Annotated in this window: 20 protein-coding genes and 1 pseudogene; 14 read left to right on the top strand and 7 right to left on the bottom strand. The window is 65.4% G+C overall.

The features are described from left to right. Positions 1-206 precede the first annotated feature (206 nt). The 7 genes from groES (at position 207) to QAZ22_RS25500 (ending at position 6,572) form a co-directional block, all read left to right on the top strand. Entirely contained in the window at positions 207-521 is a 315-nt protein-coding gene (gene groES / locus QAZ22_RS25470; protein ID WP_278076853.1) for a co-chaperone GroES, read from the top strand. 53 nt (positions 522-574) lie between these two features. Continuing rightward, positions 575-2,203: a chaperonin GroEL gene (gene groL / locus QAZ22_RS25475; protein ID WP_278203473.1), complete on the top strand. Its 1,629-nt coding sequence runs from the start codon at positions 575-577 to the stop codon at positions 2,201-2,203. A 66-nt stretch (positions 2,204-2,269) separates the two neighbouring features. Beyond that, positions 2,270-2,488, top strand: coding sequence for a hypothetical protein (locus tag QAZ22_RS25480; RefSeq protein WP_278203474.1), 219 nt, complete (start codon positions 2,270-2,272; stop codon positions 2,486-2,488). 57 nt (positions 2,489-2,545) lie between these two features. Beyond that, positions 2,546-2,980, top strand: a complete 435-nt coding sequence (locus tag QAZ22_RS25485; protein WP_278203475.1) for a hypothetical protein — start codon at positions 2,546-2,548, stop codon at positions 2,978-2,980. Next, positions 2,961-3,266 (top strand): DUF982 domain-containing protein, encoded by a 306-nt coding sequence (locus tag QAZ22_RS25490; protein WP_278203476.1) that lies wholly within the window; start codon positions 2,961-2,963, stop codon positions 3,264-3,266. Before QAZ22_RS25485 ends, QAZ22_RS25490 begins: the two co-directional genes overlap by 20 nt. A 61-nt stretch (positions 3,267-3,327) precedes the next feature. Continuing rightward, positions 3,328-5,220, top strand: a complete 1,893-nt coding sequence (gene htpG, locus QAZ22_RS25495; RefSeq protein ID WP_278203477.1) for a molecular chaperone HtpG — start codon at positions 3,328-3,330, stop codon at positions 5,218-5,220. 248 nt (positions 5,221-5,468) lie between these two features. Next, positions 5,469-6,572 carry an IS4 family transposase gene (locus tag QAZ22_RS25500; RefSeq protein WP_278203250.1) on the top strand — a complete coding sequence of 368 codons (1,104 nt, stop codon included), beginning with the start codon at positions 5,469-5,471 and terminating at the stop codon, positions 6,570-6,572. Positions 6,573-6,823: 251 nt separating this feature from the next. Here QAZ22_RS25500 and QAZ22_RS25505 read toward each other — a convergent pair whose 3' ends face one another. The 5 genes from QAZ22_RS25505 to QAZ22_RS25525 form a co-directional block, all read right to left on the bottom strand. Beyond that, the gene (locus QAZ22_RS25505; RefSeq protein WP_278203478.1) at positions 6,824-8,446 is read right to left on the bottom strand and encodes an ABC-F family ATP-binding cassette domain-containing protein; all 1,623 of its coding nucleotides are present in this window, start codon (positions 8,444-8,446) and stop codon (positions 6,824-6,826) included. A gap of 275 nt (positions 8,447-8,721) precedes the next feature. Beyond that, positions 8,722-9,465, bottom strand: a complete 744-nt coding sequence (locus QAZ22_RS25510) for a 2OG-Fe(II) oxygenase (RefSeq protein WP_278203479.1) — start codon at positions 9,463-9,465, stop codon at positions 8,722-8,724. Between the two features lie 196 nt (positions 9,466-9,661). Continuing rightward, a complete protein-coding gene (locus QAZ22_RS25515; protein ID WP_278203480.1) occupies positions 9,662-10,240 on the bottom strand; it encodes a hypothetical protein in 579 nt (192 codons plus the stop codon). Between the two features lie 5 nt (positions 10,241-10,245). Further along, positions 10,246-10,668, bottom strand: coding sequence for an OsmC family protein (locus tag QAZ22_RS25520; RefSeq protein WP_278203481.1), 423 nt, complete (start codon positions 10,666-10,668; stop codon positions 10,246-10,248). A gap of 306 nt (positions 10,669-10,974) precedes the next feature. Continuing rightward, a complete protein-coding gene (locus QAZ22_RS25525; protein ID WP_278203482.1) occupies positions 10,975-12,507 on the bottom strand; it encodes an acid phosphatase in 1,533 nt (510 codons plus the stop codon). Between the two features lie 240 nt (positions 12,508-12,747). On the opposite strand from QAZ22_RS25525, the gene QAZ22_RS25530 reads away from it, so the two are divergent. Together QAZ22_RS25530 and QAZ22_RS25535 are read left to right on the top strand one after the other, a co-directional pair. Then, entirely contained in the window at positions 12,748-13,992 is a 1,245-nt protein-coding gene (locus QAZ22_RS25530) for a cytochrome-c peroxidase (RefSeq protein WP_278203483.1), read from the top strand. 158 nt (positions 13,993-14,150) lie between these two features. Then, positions 14,151-14,345: a hypothetical protein gene (locus QAZ22_RS25535; protein WP_278203484.1), complete on the top strand. Its 195-nt coding sequence runs from the start codon at positions 14,151-14,153 to the stop codon at positions 14,343-14,345. 106 nt (positions 14,346-14,451) lie between these two features. Here the strand turns inward: QAZ22_RS25535 and QAZ22_RS25540 are convergent, their stop codons facing one another. Continuing rightward, entirely contained in the window at positions 14,452-15,039 is a 588-nt protein-coding gene (locus QAZ22_RS25540; protein WP_278203485.1) for a dihydrofolate reductase family protein, read from the bottom strand. A 102-nt stretch (positions 15,040-15,141) separates the two neighbouring features. Here QAZ22_RS25540 and QAZ22_RS25545 point away from each other — a divergent pair, with 102 nt between their 5' ends. From QAZ22_RS25545 to QAZ22_RS25565, 5 genes and pseudogenes are all read left to right on the top strand, one after another. Continuing rightward, positions 15,142-15,558 (top strand): helix-turn-helix domain-containing protein, encoded by a 417-nt coding sequence (locus tag QAZ22_RS25545; RefSeq protein WP_278076871.1) that lies wholly within the window; start codon positions 15,142-15,144, stop codon positions 15,556-15,558. A gap of 130 nt (positions 15,559-15,688) precedes the next feature. Next, a complete protein-coding gene (locus QAZ22_RS25550) occupies positions 15,689-17,809 on the top strand; it encodes a TonB-dependent siderophore receptor (RefSeq protein ID WP_278203486.1) in 2,121 nt (706 codons plus the stop codon). 20 nt (positions 17,810-17,829) lie between these two features. Continuing rightward, positions 17,830-18,720: an iron-siderophore ABC transporter substrate-binding protein gene (locus QAZ22_RS25555; protein WP_278203487.1), complete on the top strand. Its 891-nt coding sequence runs from the start codon at positions 17,830-17,832 to the stop codon at positions 18,718-18,720. After that, positions 18,710-20,659: a Fe(3+)-hydroxamate ABC transporter permease FhuB gene (fhuB, locus tag QAZ22_RS25560; RefSeq protein WP_278203488.1), complete on the top strand. Its 1,950-nt coding sequence runs from the start codon at positions 18,710-18,712 to the stop codon at positions 20,657-20,659. The genes QAZ22_RS25555 and fhuB overlap by 11 nt, the downstream gene beginning before the upstream one ends. 311 nt (positions 20,660-20,970) lie before the next feature. Further along, positions 20,971-21,692 (top strand): annotated as a pseudogene (locus QAZ22_RS25565) (3-keto-5-aminohexanoate cleavage protein). A 392-nt stretch (positions 21,693-22,084) separates the two neighbouring features. Here QAZ22_RS25565 and QAZ22_RS25570 read toward each other — a convergent pair. Beyond that, positions 22,085-23,143 carry a Gfo/Idh/MocA family oxidoreductase gene (locus tag QAZ22_RS25570; RefSeq protein WP_278203489.1) on the bottom strand — a complete coding sequence of 353 codons (1,059 nt, stop codon included), beginning with the start codon at positions 23,141-23,143 and terminating at the stop codon, positions 22,085-22,087. Positions 23,144-23,163: the final 20 nt, after the last annotated feature.

The raw sequence follows: 23,163 nt of genomic DNA on the forward strand, positions 1-23,163 counted from the left end.
CGTTCTGATTAGGCTCATGTTTTCATGGCATTAGCACTCGCATGGCGTGAGTGCTAAAAATTTTTTCGCGGCCTCTTGAAAAACCAGAAAGGGCAAAACCACATCCACATGCGCGCGATGCCGAAAGGATCGCGAGCCCTGCTCCGGTCCTTCCGGTCCGGAGTGGAGGAACCTCTCAAAATCTGTTTGTCCCGAAGGAGAACGATATGAAGTTCCATCCATTGCATGACCGTGTTCTGGTCCGCCGCGTCGAGGCAGAGGAGAAGACGGCCGGCGGCATCATCATCCCCGACACAGCCAAGGAAAAACCGCAGCAAGGCGAGATCATCGCCGTCGGTCCCGGCGCCCGCGACGAAAGCGGCAAGCTCGTCGCCCTCGACGTCAAGGTCGGCGACCGCATCCTGTTCGGTAAGTGGACCGGCACCGAGATCAAACTCGACGGCGAAGACCTGCTCATCATGAAGGAAAGCGACGTGATGGGTGTGATCGAACAGACATCCGCGCTCGGAAAAGCGGCCTGAGCCGGCCCAACTCTATCCGGTCAACGAAAGCTGCCTGCTGAAGGAGTGTTCCAATGGCTGCCAAGGAAGTGAAGTTCCATTCCGACGCCCGTGAGCGCATGCTGCGCGGCGTCAACATCCTCGCCGACGCGGTAAAGGTGACCCTCGGCCCCAAAGGTCGCAACGTCGTCATCGACAAGTCGTTCGGCGCCCCACGCATCACCAAGGACGGCGTCACCGTCGCGAAGGAAATCGAGCTCGAGGACAAGTTCGAGAACATGGGCGCGCAGATGGTGCGCGAGGTTGCATCGAAGACCAGCGACATTGCCGGCGACGGCACGACCACCGCAACCGTTCTCGCCCAGGCGATCGTCAAGGAAGGCGCCAAGGCCGTTGCCTCGGGCGTGAATCCCATGGATCTGAAACGCGGCATCGACAAAGCAGTCGAGGCTGTTGTCCAGGAGTTGAAGACCAACGCCCGCAAGGTGACCAGAAATGACGAGATCGCCCAGGTCGGCACGATTTCGGCCAATGGCGATGCCGAGATCGGCCGCTTCCTAGCCGAAGCGATGCAGAAGGTCGGCAACGAAGGCGTCATCACCGTCGAGGAAGCCAAAACCGCCGACACCGAGTTGGAAGTCGTCGAAGGCATGCAGTTCGATCGCGGCTATCTCAGCCCGTATTTCATCACCAATCAGGACAAGATGCGCGTCGAGCTGGAAGAGCCTTATGTGCTGATCCACGAGAAGAAGCTCTCAAATCTGCAGGCCCTGCTCCCGGTGCTGGAGGCGGTGGTGCAGTCCGGCAAGCCCCTGCTGATCATCGCAGAGGATGTCGAGGGCGAGGCGCTGGCGACGCTGGTGGTCAACAAGCTGCGCGGCGGCCTCAAGGTCGCGGCCGTCAAGGCTCCGGGCTTCGGTGATCGCCGCAAGGCCATGCTGGAAGACATCGCCATCCTCACGGGCGGCACCGCCATCAGCGAGGATCTTGGCATCAAACTGGAGAACGTCACGCTGGAAATGCTCGGTCGAGCCAAGAAGGTAGTGGTCGAAAAGGAGAACACCACGATCGTCGACGGCGCCGGCAAGAAGGAGGAGATCCAGGGTCGCGTTACGCAGATCAAGGCGCAAATCGAGGAGACCACCTCGGACTACGATCGCGAGAAGCTGCAGGAGCGTCTGGCCAAGCTTGCCGGTGGCGTCGCGGTGATCCGCGTCGGCGGCTCGACGGAGGTCGAGGTCAAGGAGCGCAAGGATCGCGTCGACGATGCCATGCATGCGACCCGCGCCGCGGTCGAGGAAGGCATCCTTCCGGGCGGCGGCGTGGCGCTGCTCAGGGCCGCCAAGGCGCTCGACGCGGTGGCCGTCGACAACCCTGACCAGAGATACGGCGTCGACATCGTGCGGCGCGCCATTGAGGCTCCCGCTCGCCAGATCGCCGAAAACAGCGGGGCGGAAGGCTCGATCATTGTCGGCAAGCTGCGCGAGAAGACCGACTTCGCCTATGGCTGGAACGCCCAGACCGGCCAATATGGCGATCTCTACAGCCAGGGCGTCATCGACCCTGCCAAGGTCGTGCGCACCGCGCTGCAGGACGCCGCCTCGGTCGCCGGCCTGCTCGTCACCACCGAAGCGATGGTGGCCGAGAAGCCGAAGAAGGAAGCCGCGCCCGCTATGCCCGCTGGGGCCGGCATGGACTTCTAAGACGCTGACCAAAGGCCCGCACCCAGCTTCGGGAGCGGGCCTCGTGCGACAGATTGGGAGGCCATCATGGATGCGATGAGCGGTACCGGCCCGGTCCCGGCACCGACACATAAGCCGGGCGAGTTCCTCGCCTATGAGGCGGAGTGCCGAAACGCCCTGCAGCCGCAGCTTGCTGCATTGCTCGACGCGGCCGAAGCCGCCGGCTGGAGACGCCGTACCGCCGCCTCGACGCTGATGTTCCTGGCGGCGCAGCAGGTGTCGGCGACGGCAGGCGCTAAGGGCTGAATAAGGAACTGGGCCTCGTCCCGCCAGGCGGGGTCCTTCGTCAATTGCACCGCATCGATGACCGCATTCGATACGGGCATGCTGAAGGAGGTTACTGTGATTGCGGGACGTTTGCGTGAATGCATGAAGGTGCTGAGGTGGGACGCCGTCGACCTGGCTCAGGAGCTCAACCATCCGCAAAGCGAAGTGGCACGGTGGGTCGACGGCCGTGCGCGGATACCGCTCGCCGTTGGCGCCTGGATCGAGGCGCTGGTCAAGGCCCACAAGGCGCTCCCGCCGCCGGGATTGCTCCAATCCAAAGCCGTGGCGCACACCGGGCCGGCCGCGGCGGTTCAAAGCCTCGAGGCCAATATCCTCAACCATCCGGAATCGCACGGCATCGTGCTGCTGCAGTCGCCCTATCCGCGTCGCCATGCATCCGGGGGACTTCGCCCCGGCCCGATGGCGGTGCAGTCGAAAGGAGGTTCGGACCATGGCCCACGACCACTTTGAAGAACCTGTCACCATTCTCGTCGGCATGGGCTTGCCAGTAAGGCTCGAAACCGTGATGGAGGCGCATGCCCTGCTTCAGGACTGGCCTTCGGCGAACAGGAACAGCGCGCATGAGATCGCGCTCAACGCCTGCAAAGCCGGCATTGCCGGGGAGATCGACGCGGAAACGGTCAGGGCAACCCTTGTTGCCTTCGCGCGCCGCCACGATATTCTGGTGCCGGACATAGTTTCGCAGGCGCCAGCGGCGCTGGCGGGCGGTACCCTTAGTACAAACAGCAACGGCTGAAAGATTGATGACCCTCCGCGTGCAGGCGCGGCGGATAGAAAGACTAGCGCAGGAATTCTGAATGACGACGGATACGAAGACGACGGAAACCAGGACATTCGAGGCGGACGTCTCGCGGCTGCTGCACATGATGGTGCATTCGGTCTATTCGGACCGGGACGTCTTCCTGCGCGAGCTGATCTCCAACGGCGCCGACGCCTGCGAGAAGCTGCGCTTCGAGGCGATCACCCGCCCCGAACTGCTGGGCGAGGACGCAAAGCCGCGCATCACCATTTCGGCCGATCCCGACAACAAACAGCTTGCCGTCGAGGACAACGGCATCGGCATGGGCCGCGACGAGATGGCCGAGGCGCTGGGCACCATCGCCCGCTCCGGCACGCGCGCCTTCATCGAGCGCGTCGAGGCCGGAAAGGCGAGCGAAGACTCGGCACTGATCGGCCAGTTCGGCGTCGGCTTCTACTCGGTCTTCATGGTGGCCGATCATGTCGACGTGATCAGCCGCCTGGCCGGCAGCGAGGAAGCCTGGCGCTGGTCGTCCGACGGCAAGGGCACCTACGAGATAGCTTCCGTGCCGCTTGCCGCGGCGCCGAAACGCGGCACGCGCGTCGTGCTGCATCTGATGGAGGATGCGGCCTCCTACACCACGCCCTACCGGCTGGAGGGGCTGGCCAAGTCGCACTCCGGCCACGTGCCGGTGCCGATCGCGCTTGTCGAGAAGCCGGGCGCCGAGCCGCGCGACATCGCCGACGGCACGGCGCTGTGGGTACGGCAAAAGAGCGAGATCAAGGCGGAAGAATATACCGACTTCTACCGCAGCGTCGCCGGCCAGTATGACGAGCCGGCCGCTACGATCCATTTCCGCGCCGAGGGCCGGCAGGAATACAGCGTGCTCGCCTTCGTGCCGGGTTCACGCCCGTTCGATCTTTTCGACCAGGACCGCAAGGGCCGCATGAAGCTCTATGTGCGGCGCGTCTTCATCACCGACGATGCCGACGTGCTGCCGCGTTACCTGCGCTTCGTGCGCGGCCTGGTCGATTCCGCCGACCTGCCGCTCAACGTCTCGCGCGAGATGATCCAGGAAAGCCCGCTGCTTGCCGCAATCCGCAAGGGCGTGACCAACCGCGTGCTTGGCGACCTCGCCAAAACAGCCGAGAACGATGCCGAGGCTTATAGCAAGATCTGGGAGAATTTCGGCGTCGTGCTCAAGGAAGGGCTCTACGAGGATTACGAGCGGCGCGAGCAACTGCTGAAGCTTGCCCGCTTCCGCTCCACCACCTCCGGCGAAACCCTGCGCAGCCTGGCCGACTATGTCGCGGCGATGAAGGAAGGGCAGAAGGCGATCTTCTTCATGGCCGGCGACGACCGCGCCCGGTTAGAGGCCTCGCCGCAGCTCGAAGGGTTCCGGGCGCGCGGCATCGAAGTACTGCTTTTGACTGATCCGGTCGACAGTTTCTGGACGACGATGGCGCCGGAATTCGACGGCAAGCCGTTGAAGTCGGTGACGCAGGGTGCCGCCGATCTGTCGGAGATCCCCCTGCTCGACACCGGTTCGAAGCCGGATGCCGAAATCTCGTCCGAGATCACGACCTTCCTGGCCTTCGTGAAGACGGCGCTGGGAGACGAGGTCTCGGATGTGAAGGCCTCCGATCGGCTCACCGAAAGCGCTGTCTGCCTGGTCGCGCCGGAGCACGGCCCCGACCGCCAGTTCGAGCGGCTGCTCAACGCCGCCGGCCGCCTCGACAAGGCGGCCAAGCCGGTCCTCGAGATCAACCCGCGGCACGAGCGGGTCGCGGCACTCGCCAAGCTCGGGGCCGAGGAGCGGAGCTTCAAGGAAGACGCTGCGCATCTCCTCTATGACGAGGCGCGCGTGCTCGACGGCGACAAGCCGGCGGACGCCAAGGCGTTCTCGGCGCGGCTTGCGAGGCTGATCGAGCGCGGGTTGGCGAAGGGGTGATTTGGCGGCCACGGCTCTCCCGCCAGGAAGAGTGCGCTGCCCCTCACCTTCGTCCGAGGGCGAAGCAAGGAGCGTAGCGACGCAGCGCAGACCCTAGGATCCACGCCATAGCCTGTGAGCGTTGCCGCGGTCCAGAATTCTGCCCTGCCGCATTCCTCGGCAACCGTCACGGCATGGATCCTCGGGCTCGACCCCATAGGCGCTAACTTAGGCTTGACGGTGATCGTGGTGAGTGATTCACCGTGGTTATGAGCGATTCGCTGCAAGCGTTGGATTGGGACGAGCTGGTCGGACGATTGGGCTCGGCGGAAGAGTTGGAGACCAGCGCGCGGGAGGCTGGGGCGCTGCTGCGCAAACGGCAGGTGGCTAGCGCTGCTGACCTGCTGCGGCTGTGTTTTGCCTATGTGCTGGGTCGCTTCTCGCTTCGGATGCTGGCTGGTTGGGCCGAGCAGCGGGGAGTGGCGTCGATGTCGGACGTGGCGATGCTGAAGCGTCTGAAGGCCAGTGCTGATTGGGTGGGCGGCCTGGTTTCGGAATTGCTTGCCGAGCGCTGCCCCGAAGCCTTCGCCGGCTTGTACGGAGGCCTGCGGATGATGGCGGTGGACGCCACGGTAGTTGCGCCGCCTGGTCCCAAGCGGGTTTATTGGATGGTGCACACGGTGTTCGATCTTGCAACGCTGAAGCTCTGTTCGGTGGAGGTCACGGATCGCCATGAAGCCGAGCGGCTGTCGCGCGGCGCCAGGGCCGGAGAGCTTCGGATCGCCGACCGTGCCCACGCCAAGGCCGACGATCTGGCTCGGGTAATCGAGGCAGGGGCTGATTTTCTGGTTCGTGCCCCTTCAAACTATCCACGCCTGCTGGATGGCCAAGGCCGGCTATTGGATCGCTTGGCGCTGTGCCGTGAAGCGGGCAAGAAGGGCGTGCTCGATCTTTCGGTGGGTGTCCAGGACGGCAAGTCCAGGGTCGCGATACCCGCTCGGGTGGTGATCCTGCCCATGCCGCCCGAGGCGGCTGAGAAGGCCAGACGAGCGGCGCGCCGTTTGGCGGCCAAGGCGAGATACAAACCCAGCCAGGCCGGCATCGAGATGGCCGGCTATCTGGTGCTGTTGACATCGCTGCCGCCGGATGACTGGCCGCCTGAGCGGCTCGCCTCGACCTATCGTCTGCGATGGCAGATCGAGCTGGCGTTCAAACGCATGAAGTCGCTGGTGGGTCTGGAAGATCTCCGCGCAAAGGATCCCGACCTGGCTCGCCTGTGGATCAACACCGCTCTGCTGGCCGCCCTGCTGGCCGAAGATGACCTGCCGGCCCTCGATCCCGAGGCGCCGGACTCTCTCCCCCTGGCCGCCTGAACCGATCCGCCCTGCCGATCTGGCGTCTCGTGGCCTTGGCAATCTCCAACATCTCGATGGCTGTATTACTGGGGCCTACCAGGTTGATCTCCCTCGACCTGCTGCTCCACCGCTTGCGCGAACCACCCCGACGACGACGCGCCATCGCACATCGATTGCTAAGTTAGCGCCTATGGGGTCAAGCCCGAGGATGACGACCGGATAGGCGACGACTGCCATCGGCAGAGGCCGCGTCGCTCCTAGGCCTTCCCCTACCCGCGCAGTCCCGGCGCTTCCTGGCCGGTGCGGGCGACATACTCCGTGTAGCCGCCGCCATAGGTGTGGATGCCGTCGGGCGTGAGCTCCAGCACGCGGTTCGACAGCGCGGCCAGGAAATGGCGGTCGTGCGAGACGAAGAGCATGGTGCCCTCATATTGCGCGAGCGCCTCGATCAGCATCTGCTTGGTCGCCATGTCGAGGTGGTTGGTCGGCTCGTCGAGCACCAGGAGGTTCGGCGGATCGAACAGCATCAGCGCCATCACCAGCCGCGCCTTCTCGCCGCCTGACAGCACGCGGCACTTCTTCTCGATCTCGTCGCCGGAGAAGCCGAAGCAGCCGGCAAGGGCCCGCAGCGGCGCCTGGCCGGCCTGCGGGAAATTATCCTCCAGCGTCTGGAAGACGGTGCGCTCGCCGTCGAGCAGTTCCATGGCGTGCTGGGCGAAATAGCCCATCTTGACGCTCGGCCCGCGCGCGACGGTCCCCTCGTCCGGCTCGGAAGCGCCCGCGACCAGCTTCAGCAGCGTCGACTTGCCGGCGCCGTTGACGCCCATCACGCACCAGCGCTCGCGGCGGCGGATCTGGAAGTCGAGGCCTGAATAGATCGAGCGGCTGCCATAGGATTTGTGGATGCCCTTCAGCGTCGCCACGTCCTCGCCGCAGCGCGGCGCCGGCTGGAACTCGAAGGCCACCGTCTGGCGGCGCTTCGGCGGCTCGACGCGGTCGATCTTGTCGAGCTTCTTGACCCGGCTCTGCACTTGCGCTGCATGGGAAGCGCGCGCCTTGAAACGCTCGATGAAGGCGATCTCCTTGGCGAGCATCGCCTGCTGGCGTTCGAACTGCGCCTGCAGCTGCTTGTCGGCCAGCGCCCGCTGCTCCTGATAGAATTCGTAATTGCCGGAATAGGAGGTCAGCGCACCGGCGTCGATCTCGATGATTTTGGAGACGATGCGGTTCATGAACTCGCGGTCGTGCGAGGTCATCAGCAGCGCGCCGTCATAGTCCTTCAGGAATTTCTCCAACCAGATCAGGCTTTCGAGGTCGAGATGGTTGCTCGGCTCGTCGAGCAGCATGACGTCGGGCCGCATCAGCAGGATGCGGGCGAGCGCGACGCGCATCTTCCAGCCGCCGGAAAGTTTCGCGACGTCGCCGTCCATCATTTCCTGGGAGAAGCCGAGGCCGTCGAGCACCTCGCGAGCGCGGCCGTCCAGCGCATAGCCGTCGAGCTCCTCGAAGCGGTGCTGCAACTCGCCGTAGCGCTCGATGATCTGGTCCATCTCGTCGGCGCGGTCGGGGTCGCCCATGGCGTGCTCGAGCTCGCGCATCTCGGCGGCCACCGCACTGACCGGACCGGCGCCTTCCATCGCCTCGGCGACGGCGCTCATCCCGCCCATGTCGCCGACGTCTTGGCTGAAATAGCCGATGGTGACGCCGCGATCGACCGAGACCTGGCCTTCGTCCGGCTGCTCCTCGCCGATGATCATGCGGAACAGCGTCGTCTTGCCGGCGCCGTTCGGGCCGACGAGGCCGATCTTCTCGCCCTTCTGCAAGGCGGCCGAGGCTTCGATGAAGACGATCTGTCGGCCGTTCTGCTTGCCGATGTTTTCGAGACGGATCATGGGGCGGTCCGGGTAAATGCGCTGATGTGGCGGGATTTGGCCGGGGCATACGCGAATGAGGGTGCGGAGGGAAGAGCGCAAACGCCGCAGTTGAGCTGATCTCCCCCCTTGAGGGGGAGATGGCCGGCAGGCCAGAGGGGGTCGTCTCACATAGAGCGCCGACGCCTTCGGTCTCCGCAAGAAAGACGCTGGCGCTTCACGCGCGGCGACCCCCTCTGTCGCCTTTGGCGACATCTCCCCCACAAGGGGGGAGATTGGCGCTTCGGCGCCGCACCCTACTTCGCATCGTGGAAGATAATGCCAACCGTATGCCGCTGCCCCGACCGCAAGCGGCTGACGCCGTGGCGCAGATTTACCCGATAATGTCCCTTGGTGCCCTGAACCGGACGGTTATGAACCGCGAAAATCACCGCATCGCCGCGCTTGAGCGGCACGACTTCGGCACGGCTTTGCATGCGCGGACGCTGTTCGGTGAGCACGAATTCGCCGCCGGTAAAATCCTCGCCTGGTTCGGACAGGAGGATCGCCACCTGCAGCGGAAAGGCGAGCGCGCCGTAAAGGTCCTGATGCAGGCAATTGAAGTCGCCGGGGCCGTATTGCAGCAAAAGCGGCGTCGGCTTGGTCTGGCCTTCGTCGTGGCAGCGTTTCAGGAAGGCGGCGTGGTCGGCGGGGTAGCGCAGCGCTGCGCCCATCTTCTCGTTCCAGTCGTTGGCGACGGTGGCTAGCCGCGGATAGAGCGCGGTGCGCAGGCCCTCGATCAGATCGGGGAGCGGATAGCGGAAATAGCGGTACTCGCCCTTGCCGAAGCCGTGCCTGGCCATCACCACATGGCTGCGGAAATGTTCTTCGTGCGGGTAAAGGGAGGCGATTTCGGCGCATTCTTCGGGCGAGAGCAGGCCAGGCATGACCGCGCAGCCTTGGGCATTGAGCTCGGAAACCAGAGCGCGCCAGTCCTGTGCTGCGACGCGGGATTCGGCGGAGCGGCTGGCACGCTTGGTGTTCAGGGAGTGGATGGTCATGGGTTGGCTCCATCGCTTGGTTGTCCCGAAGATGGGGCGAAGGAAATGCCGCGGCCACCCGATACTTGCTGAGCCGGGCGCCCTCTCCTTCTCCCCTTGTGGGAGAAGGTGGCCTCGCGAAGCGAGGTCGGATGAGGGGTGCTGGAAGGAGTGAGGCGGCGGCGATTTCACGCTTATCGCCAAGCTGGAACACCCCTCATCCGTCTCGGCGCGATCGCGCCGAGCCACCTTCTCCCACAAGGGGAGAAGGAGAGGGTTTGCGATACCTCTCCAACTCCTGATCCAGATCCACCTTCACTGCATTGGTGAACATGCAGGTCGCCACCATGATGCCGGCGAAGGCGACGAGGTTGACCAAGAGCGTCTCGTCGTAGCGTGCCTTGAGCGCGGCCCAGATTTCATCGGGAACGGCATTCGCGTCGGCGGCGATTGCCCGACCGAAGGCGATCAGCAGCGCCTCGTCGGCGGTCGGCTCGATCGCCTCGGGATCGACGCCGCTATCGATCAGCGCGCGGCGGAAGAAAGTGACCGGGACCTCGGCGCGCATCGTCTCGGCGATCGCCTTCGAAAACAGCCATATCGCGCGGTCGTCGAGCGCGGGCCTGAGCAGATCGCGCAGCGTGAACCATTCGGCGTAGATGCGGTGGGCGGCCGGCGAATGAAGCAGGATGCGCTTCATGTTGGTCATGCGGCCGCGCAGCGCAAGCTCGCGGTCGTGCTCGGCACGGATTTCGGCGGAAGCGGTCGCGTAGTCGATCGGGGAAAGATGCGCCATCGCCGTCACCCGAGCGTCGTGTGAAGTTGAGGCGCCCCGCGCAGCGTGTTGGAGACGGTGCAGATCGTCTCGGCATCCTGGACGATGCGCCGCTTGGTGGCCGCGTCGAGATCGCCCGCGATCTCCAGCCTGACGTTGAACGTCTCGACCCGCGAGGGTTCGTCCTTCGCCTTCTCGCCGCCGACCTCCGCCCTCACCTCGCCAAGCCGGTCGGCGACGCCGAGGCGCGTTGCGGCGATGCGGGCGCTCAGCACCATGCAGGCGGCCAGGGAGGCATAGAGCAAGTCCAGCGGGTTGAAGCCGGGCGCGCTCACCGCGGTCACCACATCGACCGCGCCGCCGGTCGGCGTCGTGACGGTTGGAAGGCCGCCGGGCGGAAGGATGGCGAGCGCGCCGACTTTTCTGGTCCTCACCTTGAGCTCGCTCATGGAATGTCCTTCGTCCAATCTGTCGAGCATCAATAGCGGACGGGAATTCATCTCTGCAATCGCCGAAGCTTGGCGCTGCCCCTCATTGTCCTGCCGGACATTTCTCCCCGTATAGTGACGGGAAGAAAGGGCTTGGCGCCGGCGGCGGCTCTTGCCTTCTCCGCGTTCACGGGGAGAAGGTGCCCGAAGGGCGGATGAGGGGCAGCGCGGCGCTGCGGAGTCGACGCCGACGCCCTACGAAAACCTCCTCTCCGTCCGCTGCGCGGCCATCTCTCCCCGCCTTTGGCGGGGTCGAGGAAAGACGCCTCACTTCGTCAGATCAAGCGCCGCCGTCAAATCCCCCATCGGCGGCTCGCCGTTGGCGGCCAGCGCCTTGTCGCGGGCGACGAGGCCGGGCAGTACCGGCAGGTCGTAGCGGGCGGTGATGAAGCGCAGGATCGAGGTCGTGTCGTACTGCGTGTGGTCGACCGTGCCCATCTTGGCATAGGGCGAGATGATGAAGGCCGGAACACGGTTGCCCGGGCCCCAGCGGTCGGCCTTGGGCGGCGCGACATGGTCCCAGAAGCCGCCATTCTCGTCATAGGTGACGACGACCAGCATATGCTGCCATTGCGGGCTCTTCTCCAGATGCGCGACGATATCGGCGAGGTGCTTGTCGCCGGACGACACGTCGGCGTAGCCGCCATGCTCGTTCAAATTGCCCTGCGGCTTGTAGAAGGTGACGGCCGGCAGCTTGCCGTCGTCGATCGCCTTGATGAACTCGGTGCCGTCGAGGCCGCCGTCCTTGAGATGTTCGGTCCGCGCGGCGGTGCCCGGCGCGTAAGCCACGAAATAGTTGAAGGGCTGGTGGTGGAACTGGAAGTTCGGCACCGGCGTCGCGTTCTTGCCGTCGAGCGCCGCCTGCCAGGCACCGGAATACCAGGCCCAGGAAATCCCCTTGAGCGAGAGCAGATCGCCGATGGTGATCTCATGCTGCGGCGGCAGCGTGGTCGGCGCCGCCGGATCGGCGAGCGCCTTGTCGCCGCCCTCGGCCGGTTTGTTGGCGCTCGGCTGGTATGGCGGCTGCAAGGTGTTGACGGCGTAGAAGTCCGGCGTGATCGCGCCGTCATTGGCGAATTTCGGCACGCCGCCAAGTGCGGAGGCGGGCGAGTTGTCGGCCACCTTCAGCGTCACGCCATCGGGCTCGACGACGGCGATCTGGCCCTTCGCCGGGCTGGTGTCGGCATGCGGGTAGGACGGCGCGCAGCCGCAGGCCAACATGAAGTGATTGAGGAAGGAGCCGCCGAAGGCGCCCTGGAAGAAATTGTCGGCGAGCACGTATTTCTTGGCGACCGCCCACATCGGCAGTACCGAGCCATCATAATGGCCCATCACCAGCGCGCCGGAATCGGCCCAGGCGACGAACTTGTCGTTCTTGCCTCCGTCGATCTGCATCTGCTCCTGATAGAAGCGGTGCCAAAGATCATGCGTGATGACGTTGGTACCCTCGTTGAAACCCTTGGGATCGTCGATGGCGAAGACGGCATTGGCGAGATGCGCGGTCTGGGCTTCCGTCACCGCCGGGGTCACGCCCTTGCCTGTCAGTCCGCCCCAGGCCGGCGGCAGCTCGGAAAGCGGCTTGCCGTCACGGTCGAGCTGGCGCGCCTGGTCGGCCGAGACGTTGGCGAGGCCATTGGCGCCGGGGAAGCCGCCATAAAGATTATCGAAGCTGCGGTTCTCGGCGTAGATAACGACGACGGTGTCGATCTTGTCATAGCCGGAAGGAGCCGCCTGGGCAGCAGCGGCGAACGACGCCAGCGCCGTCGAGGCGAGGCAAAGGGAGAGGAAGGACCGGATCATTTAGGGATGCCTCGTGGCTGGGGAATGGCTGGAGGAACCAGGCGACGCTAGGGCGGGTGCTTGTCAGCTTTGTGACAGGGGGTGGTGGAGCGCGGGGGTATTAAGCGAACCTGCTACGCTGGCGGGACAGCGCCCCCCTCTGTCCTGCCGGACAGAGGGGGGCGCGAAGGAACTCGACGCGCGCAAATGACCACGTCCCAAATGTCATCAATCCGTAGCAATCCATGCCTACGCAAAGCCATGACACGCTGGACCTCCGTCGCCTTCGCAACGCTCGCCGGCGCCATCCTCTGGCCGGCCGACAGCCTCCCGTCCGGCAGCGTCCACCCCGGCCCGATGACGCGCGCGCAGGCCTATGCGCGCGCCGAGGCGCTGACGGCGCTCGGGCGGCAGATGTTCTTCGACCCGTCGCTATCGGCCTCGGGAAAGCAGGCCTGCTCGTCTTGCCATGATCCCAACCGCGCCTTCGGCCCGGCTTCGGCCTCGCCGGTCGAGATGGGCGGACCGAAACTCGACCAGCCCGGCCTGCGCGCCGTGCCGTCGCTGCGCTACCTGCAGGCGGCGCCGGCCTTCACCGAGCATTTCTACGATTCCGAAGACGAGGGCGACGAGAGCGTCGACAACGGTCCGACCGGCGGCCTGACCTGGGATGGCCGCGCCGACCACGGCAAGGACCAGGCGAGGATCCCGCTGCTTTCGCCTTTCGAGATGGGCAACAAGGACGAGGCACAGGTGGCCGCCAGCTTGCGCAAGGCGCCCTATGCCGAGGCCTTCAAGGCGGCGTTCGGCGCCGACGTGTTCGACAGCCCGCGGGACGCCTTCGACGCCGCGGTGGAGGCGCTCGGCACTTTCGAGCAGAGCAGCGCCGACTTCTATCCCTATTCCAGCCGCTATGACGCCTTCCTCGCCGGCAAGGCGCAGTTGACGGCGCAGGAGCTGCGCGGCCGCGTGCTGTTCGAGGACGAGACCAAAGGCAATTGCGCGAGCTGCCATCTCAGCGAGCCCGCCAATGACGGCGAGCCGCCGCAATTCACCGATTACGGCCTGATCGCCATCGCCGTGCCGCGCAACCCGGCGATCCCGGCAAACGCCGACCCCAACTATTTCGACCTCGGTCTCTGCGGCCCGTTGCGCACCGATTTCAAGGGCCACGGCGAGTATTGCGGCCTGTTCAAGACGCCGACGCTGCGCAACGTGGCGCTGCGCAAGAGCTTCTTCCACAACGGCTATTTCCACACGCTGCGCGAGGCGGTGGCCTTCTACGCCAGCCGCGACAGCGACCCCGGCCGCTGGTATCCGAGGAACGCCGACGGCACGGTCGACAAATTCGACGACCTGCCAAAAGCCTACTGGGGAAACCTCAACACGGACCCGCCCTTCAACGGCAGAAAACCCGGCGACAAGCCGGCGCTGACCGACACCGAGATCGACGACATCGTCGCTTTCCTCGGCACGCTGACGGATGCGGATCAGGCGGGACAGTAAGGCGGCGAAGGCTCCGCCGCCTTGGTACAGTGCCCAGAATTTGCCGTTCAGCCTCGAATCGAGGATATCGGACTAAGGTGGGCCTCTATGTGGGCCAGATCACAGGATCAACATGAAACGCCTGTCATATTAGGCGCTCTTCATGGATGGAGTCTCGCATGAGATTCGTCGCGATACAGGAACCGACCGGCAGTTGGGCCGTGTTTGATACGGCCAATGAGGAGCCCGCCGAATTTGCCGGCCGCGTGCTCATCGGCCTGACGCCGCATGAGGCCTGGCGGCTCACGGCAGCAGCGAATGATGAAGCGGGGGGCAGGGATATCGACGCACAAGGCCCATTTCGGGACCAGTGAGGCGGAACGCCAGATATTCCCGCGTTCCATGGAAAAGCGAAAGCGAACAAGCGGTTGAAGCGGCACGCTGCGAGATCGATTCAGGCAGCGCGCCTTGAAATGCCCCTCAGCCGGCCGGCGCGTAGCGGCTTACCACCATGCCGCAGGCATAGGCTTTGGACCCGAGCAGTTTCAGCCTGGCGAAGCCGCCCTGGTCGAAGATGCGGCGGCCGGCGCCCAGCACCGCCGGATTGATGAAGAGCTGAAACTCGTCGACCAGCCCGGCGGCGATCAGCGCCGAGGCGAAACTGGCGCCGCCGAACACGGCGATGTCGCCGCCCTCGCCCGCTTTCAGCGCATTGACCTCGCGCGGCAGGTCGCCGCCGGCGACACGTGTGCGCTCCCAGCGCGAGGCCTTCAGCCTGTCGCTCAGCACCACTTTTTGCGCTTCGACGATGCGCTGGGCGAAGGCGTGGAAGCGGTCTTGCGGATACTTCCTCGCCGCATTGCTCCAGTGGCCGACATAGCCATCCTCGGCCATCTTGCGGCTGAGCAGAATGGTGTCGACGGTGTCGAAGACGGCGTTGAAGTCCGCCTTCAGCTCGTCGTCCCAGTCGCTCTCCTCGCCCCAATCCCAGAGCTGCCAGCGATGGTCTTCAACCGCGCCGACGAAGCCGTCGACCGACATCTGCATCTGCAGGATAAGCTTCTTCATCTCCGGGCCTCCTCATGTCCCAATTGATTTACTTTTGGAACTGTTTGACGCATGGGACGAATGATGTCAATAGTAAAGTGATTTAAAAATGGAACCGAATTTATGTCAACCAAGGAAAGGTCCGGCTGTCCGATCAGCCTGTCGCTCGAGCTTATCGGCGACCGCTGGACGCTGCTCATCATCCGCGACCTTGTCTTCGCCGGAAAACGGCATTTTCGCGAATTCCTGCAGTCGGACGAAGGTATCTCGTCGCGAACGCTGGCCGAGCGGCTGCAGACGCTGCAGGACGAAGGCATCCTCACCCGCAGCGACGACCCCAGCCACGGGCTGAAGGCGATCTACCGGCTGACGGAAGCGGGCATCGACCTGCTCCCGGTGCTGGCGACGCTCGGTGCCTGGGGCAGCAAATACCGCAAGGCGGACGGTGATCTCGCCCGGATCGCCAGGGAGCTCGCGGCCGGGGGCGAGCCGGCACTGGCGCGGATGAAAGAGAAACTGCGGGCGGAGCATCTGGGGTAGCGCGCCGCAACTGCCGATCTCCCTCCTCGTAGGGAGATCGTAGCCTCTTTTGCCTGACAATTAAAAGTTGACTCTTTCACTCATCTTGAATAGCGCTGCGCGCAGCTATCGGAGATGGGGATCAGGGGTGATGACGAACCGGCGCGTTCTGGCGGGGCTTTTGCTGGCAACGACTTTCCTGCGTGCGCCACATGTGCTGGCGCAGGAGAAACAGGACGTGCTGGCGCCGATCCAGATCGAGGGCGAAGCCGGCACCGGCAGCGCCGGGTTCGACGGCTACAAGGCCAAGGAGGACGCCAGCGCCAGCAAATCCGACCAGCCGCTGGAAAAGACGCCGCAAGCGGTGAGCGTGGTCGGCAGCCGACAGATCGAGGACCAGGCCGCGCGCAGCGTCGTCGAAGCGACGCGCTATTCGCCGGGTATCCGCTCAGAAACCTTCGGCAACGACACCCGCAACGACTGGTTCCTGATCCGAGGCTTCTCCTCGCAGGTCAGCAGCTACTTCCTCGACGGGCTGCAGTTGCAGTCGAGCGACAGTTTCGCCACCTGGAAGGTGAATCCTTACCTCCTCGACCGCATCGACGTCCTGCGCGGGCCGTCGTCGGCACTCTACGGCGCCTCGAATCCGGGCGGTCTCATCAACCTCGTCTCCAAGCGGCCGACGTTCCAGAACCGCGGCGAGACCGCGATCGGCGTCAACGAGTTCGGCAATGTCTGGACCGGCCTCGACGTCGAGGGCGTCAACAAGGACGGCACGCTCGCCTACCGCTTCATCGCCACAGGCAATTATGGCGGCACCCAGGTCGACTTTACCGACAACGACCAATTCGCCATCATGCCGGAAGTGACCTGGAAGCCGGACGAGGACACCAGCCTTACCGTCTATGCCAACGTCTCGAAGCTGAAGACGCGCGGCCAGAATTTCTTGCCCTATGTCGGCACCGTGGTCGACGCGCCATTTGGAAAAATCCCGCGCGACCTGTTCACCAGCGAGCCCAGCGTCGACAAGTTCGAGCGCTCGCAGCAGATGATCGGCTACGAGTTCGAGCACCGCTTCGACAATGACGTGACGGTCAGGCAGAACCTGCGCTACGGCCATCTCGAGGTCGATTTCCGCAACGTCTATGGCGAAGGCTGGGTGAGTCCGCCGACCACCACCACGGCGTTGCTCGATCGCGCCAACTTCCTGTCGAAGCCGGACCTCGGCCTGTTCACCGTCGACAACCAGGTCGAATGGAAGACGTCCACAGGCTCGATCGACCACACGCTGCTTCTCGGCCTCGACTACAAGCGCTTCGACCTGCATGACGAGTCAGGCTTCGAGGACGCGCCGCCGCTCGACGTCTTGAACCCGGTCTATAACGGCGCGCCGCCCGTCGCCTCGCGCTACGACCAGTCGAACACCTTGCAGAACCAGACCGGCCTTTATGCCCAGGACCTGATGACGATCGACCGCCTGAACCTGGTTTTCAGCGGCCGCTACGATGACGCCCAGACCACGGTCACCGACCGCCCGACCGGCGTGCGCGCCAGCTATTCCGGCGACGCTTTCAGCGGCCGCGCCGGCGCCATCTACAATTTCGACAACGGCATCTCGCCCTATGCCTCGATCTCGCGCTCGTTCCTGCTGCTGACCGGCAAGGATTCCTCCACCGGGGAGGCCTTCAAGCCCGAAACGGCGGTGCAATACGAGGTCGGCGTCAAATACCAGCCGACCTGGCTGAGCGATGTGCTGCTCACCGCTTCGCTGTTCGACCTGACGCGCCAGAATGTCGTGACCAGCGACGGCGTGCTGTTCAACCGGCAGATCGGTAAGGTGAATTCGCGCGGCGTCGAGCTCGAAGCCGTCGGCCAGCTCACGCCCGACCTGACGCTGACCGCCGCCTACACCTGGTACGACCTCAAGATCAAGGAAGGCAGTCCGGCCGAGATCGGCAAGGTGACGACCGGCACGCCGGAACAGTTCGGCTCGCTCTGGCTCGACTATGCCATTCCCTCCGACCGCCTGCCGGGCATCACCATCGGCGGCGGGGTACGCTATGTCGGGTCCTCCTTTGCCGACAGCGCCAACACGCAGAAGGTGCCCGACTATGCCGTGGTCGACGCCGCGATCCGCTACGAGAAGGACAACTTCAAGGCTGCGCTCAACGTCTCCAATCTGTTCGACAAGGTCTATGTCGCTTCCTGCAACATCACCTGCTTCTACGGAGAGAGCCGCGAGATCAGCCTGACCATGGGCTATAAATGGTGACGATTGGTAGGCACTCACTCGTGATCGCAAGGCTCTTGGCGTCGTTGCTCGCGCTGCTGCCGGTGCTGCCGGCGGTGGCCGATGAAGCCGTGCCCGCGCATGCCGAGCGGGTTGCGACCATCGACTGGGGGACGGCCGAGACACTGCTGGCGCTGGGCGTCACGCCGGTCGGGCTTGCCGAAACCGCTGGCTATCGCGACTGGGTCGGCTCGCCTGCCCTGCCCCCCGATGTCGCCGAACTCGGTCTGAGAGCCACGCCAAGCCTCGAATATCTGGCGGCGCTGAAGCCCGACGTCATCCTGTCCACACCGCAATTCACGGCGATCGAGCCGGTGCTCGGCAAGATCGCGCCGGTCATCAGCCTCGCAACCTATACCGACGACCTCGAGCCCTACCGCCATGCGCAGGAGAACACGAGGCGGCTCGGTGCGCTTCTCGGCCGCGAGCAGGCGGCGACCGATCTCGTTGCCGCCACCGATGCGCGCATCGCCAAGCTGAAGGACGCCGTCGGCGCGGCAGCGACCAGGCCGGTGCTTGTGCTCTACTTCCAGGACGACCGCCACGCCTGGGTGTTCTGCCGCGGCAGCCTGTTCGACGATGTGCTGAAGCGCGCCGGGCTGAAGAATGCCTGGACCGGCCCGGGCAATTTCTGGGGTTTTGCCAATGCCGGCGTCGACCGGCTGTTTGCAATCCGCGACGCGGTCGTGCTGGTGATCGAGCCGGTGCCGCCCGCCGTGCGCGCCAAGCTCGAGGCGCGCGACGGGCTGCTCGGCCAGTTGCCGGTGTTCGCCCCCGGCAGCCATGCGATCGTGCCCAGCGTCTGGGGTTTTGGCGGCCTGCCTTCGGCCGGCCGTTTCGCCGACCAGCTTTTGCAACACGCAGAGCTTTTCGAGCGCGGCAATGCTTCGTGACCGCCGCCGGCTGGCGATCCTTTTCGCGGGCGGCGCCTATCTGCTGCTCGCCGCCAGGTTGATCGCCACCAACATCGCCGATATCCAGGGCAGCGAAGCGGTGCGCGCGCTGCTCATCGACTATGCCTATTGGCCGCGGCTCACCGTTTCCCTGCTGGCGGGCGCGGCCCTCGGCCTGGCCGGCGTCCTGATGCAGCAGGCGCTGCAGAACCCGCTCGCCGCGCCCGAGACGCTCGGCGTCAATGCCGGCGCGCATCTGGCGCTGACCGTCGGCGTGCTTGCCGCGCCCGCCTTGCATGCCGCTCAACCCGAGCCGCTCGCGATTGCCGGCGCCCTCACGGCCTGGGGGCTGATCGCGGCGATCGGCTGGCGGCGCCGCGCCGATCCGACGACGCTGATCCTCTCAGGCTTCGTCGTCAGCTTCGCGCTCGGCTCGGTCTCCAGCCTCTTGATGCTGCTCAACCAGCAATATCTCGCCTCGATGTTCATCTGGGGCGCCGGCTCGCTGGTCGAGGACGGCTGGACCGGCGTCGAGCAACTGGCGCTGCGCGTCGCTGTCGGCGCGATCGTCACCGCCGCCCTGGCGCGACCCCTGCTGATCCTCGGTTTCGGCGAGCAGCAGGCAAAAAGCCTCGGCCTGTCGAAGCTCTCGAAGCCGCTGCTGCTTGCCACCGCCGTGCTGCTGTCGGCAAGCGTGGCGGCCGCCGTCGGCATCATCGGCTTCGTCGGGCTGGCGGCGCCGCATCTGGCGCGTGTGCTCGGCGCGGAAAAACTCGGCGAGCGACTCGTCGCCGCGCCGCTGGCCGGTGCCGGCCTGGTGCTCCTCGTCGACCAGCTCATCCAGCGCCTGCCGCCCGACCAGGCGGCGAACCTGCCCACCGGCGCCGTCACCGCGCTGATCGGCGCGCCAATGCTGATCTTCTTGCTGAGACGGGTGCCGCGCCTGATGCTGGAGACAGGCGGCAGGATCGTCACTCGTCTCGGCGGCGGCAGCGCAGGGCGGCCGATGGTCGTGCTTGCCGGCTTGGCCATCCTGCTCGCCCTTGCGCTTGCTCTTGCCTTCCTTCTTGGCCGCGCACCCGATGGCTTCGGTCTCCATCCGGAGGCGTTTGCCTGGCGCCTGCCACGCGTCGTCGCCGCCTGCGGGTCGGGGCTTGGGCTCGGCGTCGCCGGCTGCCTCGTCCAGCGCCTGTTCGCCAACCCGATGGCGAGCCCGGAAATCCTCGGCATCGGCGGCGGCGTCGCCATGGGGTTGATCGCGGTGCTGCTCATCTTTGCCGATGCCGGCGCCGGGCTGCAGCTCTTCGGCGCGACGGTCGGCGCGCTTGTCGTCACCGGCACCATACTGCTGCTCGGCCTCGACCGCGGCTTCACGCCGGAACGGCTGCTGTTGACCGGCATCGCCATCACCGCCCTGCTCGACGCTTCGAGCCTGCTGTTTCTCGCACTTGGCGATCCGCGCTCCGGCCAGGTGCTCGCCTGGCTGAGCGGCTCGACTTATTGGGTGGAACCCGACTTCGCGATCGTCGTGCTCCTGGTCGGCCTCGCCGGGCTGGCGCTCTCGGCGCTTGCCTGCCGCTGGCTGGAGATCCTGCCGCTCGGCGCCGGCGTCGCGACCGGCCTCGGCGTTCCGCTTAGCGCCGCGCGACTGGCGGTGCTGGTGCTGGCGGCGATCGCGACGGCGGCCGCGGCGCTGGTCGTCGGCCCGATGAGCTTCGTCGGGCTGCTCGCGCCGCATCTGGCCGGGCTGATGGGCCTGCGCCGCGCCGGGCCGCAATTGTTCGGCTCGGCGATAGCAGGGGCGGCGCTGGTGGTGTTCGCCGACTGGACCGGCCGCGTTGTGTTTGCTCCGACGGAGTTGCCGGCAGGGGTGCTGTCGGTGCTGATCGGAAGTTTGGCGGCGATGGGGGTTTTGCTCGGCAGGAAGGCGGCGAGCTGAGATTGCGAGACAATCTGCCTCGTCCGCGCTCTACGGCGCCCCCCTCTGTCCTGCCGGACATCTCCCCCACTTGGGGGGAGATTGGCAGTTCCCGCGACGGCGCCGCTTCTTCAACGCCGGGAGATTGGCGAAGACCTGCGTCATCCGATCTCCCCCCTTGTGGTCCCACAAGGGGGGAGATGTCCGGCAGGACAGAGGGGGCGCGAAGGATCGCGGCGCTGAAATAACCGACTCTGTCAGCAAGCTCATTATCCGCCGTTTCCGCTTCGCCCTGCCTGCGCTAGATTCGCATTTGCAACAGGATCGCCGCCATGATCGTCCAGGCCTGCATCAACGGCGCCCGCGCCGCCGATTTCCATCCTGCCCTGCCGCTCGACCCGGACGCCATGGCGCGTGACGGCGCCGCCTCGGTCGCTGCAGGCGCAGCCGAACTCCATGTCCACGCGCGCGGCGCCGACCGCCAGGAAAGCCTCGCCCCGGAAGCGATGGACCGGACGGTGGCGGCGCTGCGCCGTGCCTGTCCGGGCACGCTGATCGGCGTCTCCACCGGCGCCTGGATCGAAAAGGACGACAGGCGCACGCTCGCGGCTATCGCCGCCTGGCACGAGTTGCCCGACTATGCCTCAGTCAATCTCAGCGAGGCGGCGGCGCCCGAGGTGATGGAGGCCCTGCGCGAGCGCGGCGTCGGTATCGAGGCCGGGCTGGCCTCGATCGGCGACGCGCTCAGGCTCGCCAGCCTCGATCACGGCCGCCGGGTGCTGCGGGTGCTGATCGAGATTTCCGAGCAGACGCTGGACGAGGCCTTTGCCGTCGCCAACGGCATCGAAAAGGTGCTGCAGCGCGAGGGCATCCACCGCTCGATCCTGCTGCATGGCGAGAACGCCACCGTGTGGCCTTTTGTTCAGCGGGCGGCGCTGCGGAAATTTTCGACCCGCGTTGGGTTGGAGGATGGCAAGGAGCTGCCGGACGGCAGCGTGCCGACAGCAATGTGGCGCTGGTGGCGGCGGCGGTGGGGATTTATCGCTCGCGGTGAAGGTAGCTGGTTAGGCCAGCGGGACAGCGCCCCCCTCTGGCCTGCCGGCCATCTCCCCCACTTGGGCTACGCTATGCACATCTTCTGTGACTGGCGTGACTGATCGGGCCGAGGCTTGATTGCCACGTGGTTCCCCCAATCCGTCGCTGCTTCGCAGCGCCACCTTTCCCCCCTCCGGAGGGAAAGGAAGGGGAGCGTTGCTGGACGAGCGTTGACGGCAAAAAGCCTGGCGCCTTTCCTCTACCCCGTCGATCGGGGGAGAGGTGGCTCGGCGAAGCCGAGACGGAGTGGGGGTCGACCAGCGCTATATCAGACAATGCATGCGCCAAGCCGCCATGCACGCTATCGCCAAAGACCAGCCGCTTGGAAATGTGTGCATCCCCTGCGAAATCTCACTGCGTGTCCGCGTTGGCCCTCAGCTCGGCGCGCTTCTCGTCGGACACCACGGCGAGATCCAGCACCTTCTGCAAGCCCGCGGCGTGGCGGAAGTTCGGCTCGGTCTGCACGCCGCTGCCAACGGCATCGACGAAGCGCTGGTAGTTGGTCGGCACGGTGCCGGCATCGAGTTCTTCCCATTTGGCGTTCTCGACATTCTCGCCGACGCAGGCCTTGAGCAGCGAGCCGTTGAGATTGTGCACCACCTCGATGCCGCCCTTGTCGCCATAGGCGCGCAGCCTGAGCTCGTTCAGATGACCGGTCGCCCAGCGGCTGGCGTGCACGACGCCGAAGGCGCCGTTGGCGAAGTCGAGCGTCATGGCGAAGCTGTCATTTGCGTCGAGCTGATATTCGCCGATGCGGTTGTCCGGCGCCTTGTCGAAGGCGCGCAGCCGGCAGAAGACATGGTCGATGTCGAGCGCCGCGCCATAGCTGGCGAAATCGAGGATATGGATGCCGACGTCGCCGAGCACGCCGTTGGAGCCATGGCCGCGCGACAGCCGCCACAGCCATTTCGGATCGGTGCGCCAGTCGCCCCAGAATTTCGACACCAGCCAGCTCTGCAAATAGGACGCCTCGACATGGCGCACCGTGCCGATCTCACCCGCCTGCACCATCTTCCGCGCCTTCTGCAGCGGCGCCACGTTGCGATAGGTGAGGTTGACCATGTTGACGATGCCTGCGGCCTCCGCGGCATCGGCCATCTCGCTCGCCTTGCCGAAATTCTCGGCCAGCGGCTTTTCGCACAGCACCGGCTTGCCGGCGGCGATCAGCGCCATGGTGGTTGGGTGGTGGATGCGGTCGGGCGTGACATTGGCGACGGCGTCGAAATCGCCCCAGTCGAGCGCCGCCTCCAGCGAGGTCAGGCGCTTCGGGATGTTGTAATTGTCGGCGAATTCGCCGACGCGGGCCGGATCGACATCGACGGCGCCGACGATGTCGACGCCCTCGATGGCGCTGAAGCGGCGGGCATGTTCCTGCGCCATCCAGCCGGTACCAAGTATCAAAAGCCGCATTTTCTTGCACTCCGAGCAAA

The sequence above is a fragment of the Mesorhizobium sp. WSM4906 genome (assembly GCF_029674625.1).
Classification (GTDB): Bacteria; Pseudomonadota; Alphaproteobacteria; order Rhizobiales; family Rhizobiaceae; genus Mesorhizobium.

Excerpts from the sequence above, each read along its gene's own strand:
- QAZ22_RS25515 (WP_278203480.1), bottom strand. The coding sequence starts at position 10,240 with ATGGCGCATCTTTCCCCGATCGACTACGCGACCGCTTCCGCCGAAATC.
- QAZ22_RS25505 (WP_278203478.1), bottom strand. The coding sequence starts at position 8,446 with ATGATCCGTCTCGAAAACATCGGCAAGCAGAACGGCCGACAGATCGTC.
- htpG (WP_278203477.1), top strand. The coding sequence starts at position 3,328 with ATGACGACGGATACGAAGACGACGGAAACCAGGACATTCGAGGCGGAC.
- QAZ22_RS25545 (WP_278076871.1), top strand. The coding sequence starts at position 15,142 with ATGTCAACCAAGGAAAGGTCCGGCTGTCCGATCAGCCTGTCGCTCGAG.
- groES (WP_278076853.1), top strand. The coding sequence starts at position 207 with ATGAAGTTCCATCCATTGCATGACCGTGTTCTGGTCCGCCGCGTCGAG.
- QAZ22_RS25520 (WP_278203481.1), bottom strand. The coding sequence starts at position 10,668 with ATGAGCGAGCTCAAGGTGAGGACCAGAAAAGTCGGCGCGCTCGCCATC.
- QAZ22_RS25570 (WP_278203489.1), bottom strand. The coding sequence starts at position 23,143 with ATGCGGCTTTTGATACTTGGTACCGGCTGGATGGCGCAGGAACATGCC.
- QAZ22_RS25490 (WP_278203476.1), top strand. The coding sequence starts at position 2,961 with ATGGCCCACGACCACTTTGAAGAACCTGTCACCATTCTCGTCGGCATG.
- QAZ22_RS25530 (WP_278203483.1), top strand. The coding sequence starts at position 12,748 with ATGACACGCTGGACCTCCGTCGCCTTCGCAACGCTCGCCGGCGCCATC.
- QAZ22_RS25485 (WP_278203475.1), top strand. The coding sequence starts at position 2,546 with ATGACCGCATTCGATACGGGCATGCTGAAGGAGGTTACTGTGATTGCG.
- QAZ22_RS25500 (WP_278203250.1), top strand. The coding sequence starts at position 5,469 with ATGAGCGATTCGCTGCAAGCGTTGGATTGGGACGAGCTGGTCGGACGA.
- QAZ22_RS25480 (WP_278203474.1), top strand. The coding sequence starts at position 2,270 with ATGGATGCGATGAGCGGTACCGGCCCGGTCCCGGCACCGACACATAAG.
- QAZ22_RS25510 (WP_278203479.1), bottom strand. The coding sequence starts at position 9,465 with ATGACCATCCACTCCCTGAACACCAAGCGTGCCAGCCGCTCCGCCGAA.
- QAZ22_RS25525 (WP_278203482.1), bottom strand. The coding sequence starts at position 12,507 with ATGATCCGGTCCTTCCTCTCCCTTTGCCTCGCCTCGACGGCGCTGGCG.
- fhuB (WP_278203488.1), top strand. The coding sequence starts at position 18,710 with ATGCTTCGTGACCGCCGCCGGCTGGCGATCCTTTTCGCGGGCGGCGCC.
- QAZ22_RS25550 (WP_278203486.1), top strand. The coding sequence starts at position 15,689 with ATGACGAACCGGCGCGTTCTGGCGGGGCTTTTGCTGGCAACGACTTTC.
- groL (WP_278203473.1), top strand. The coding sequence starts at position 575 with ATGGCTGCCAAGGAAGTGAAGTTCCATTCCGACGCCCGTGAGCGCATG.
- QAZ22_RS25540 (WP_278203485.1), bottom strand. The coding sequence starts at position 15,039 with ATGAAGAAGCTTATCCTGCAGATGCAGATGTCGGTCGACGGCTTCGTC.
- QAZ22_RS25535 (WP_278203484.1), top strand. The coding sequence starts at position 14,151 with ATGAGATTCGTCGCGATACAGGAACCGACCGGCAGTTGGGCCGTGTTT.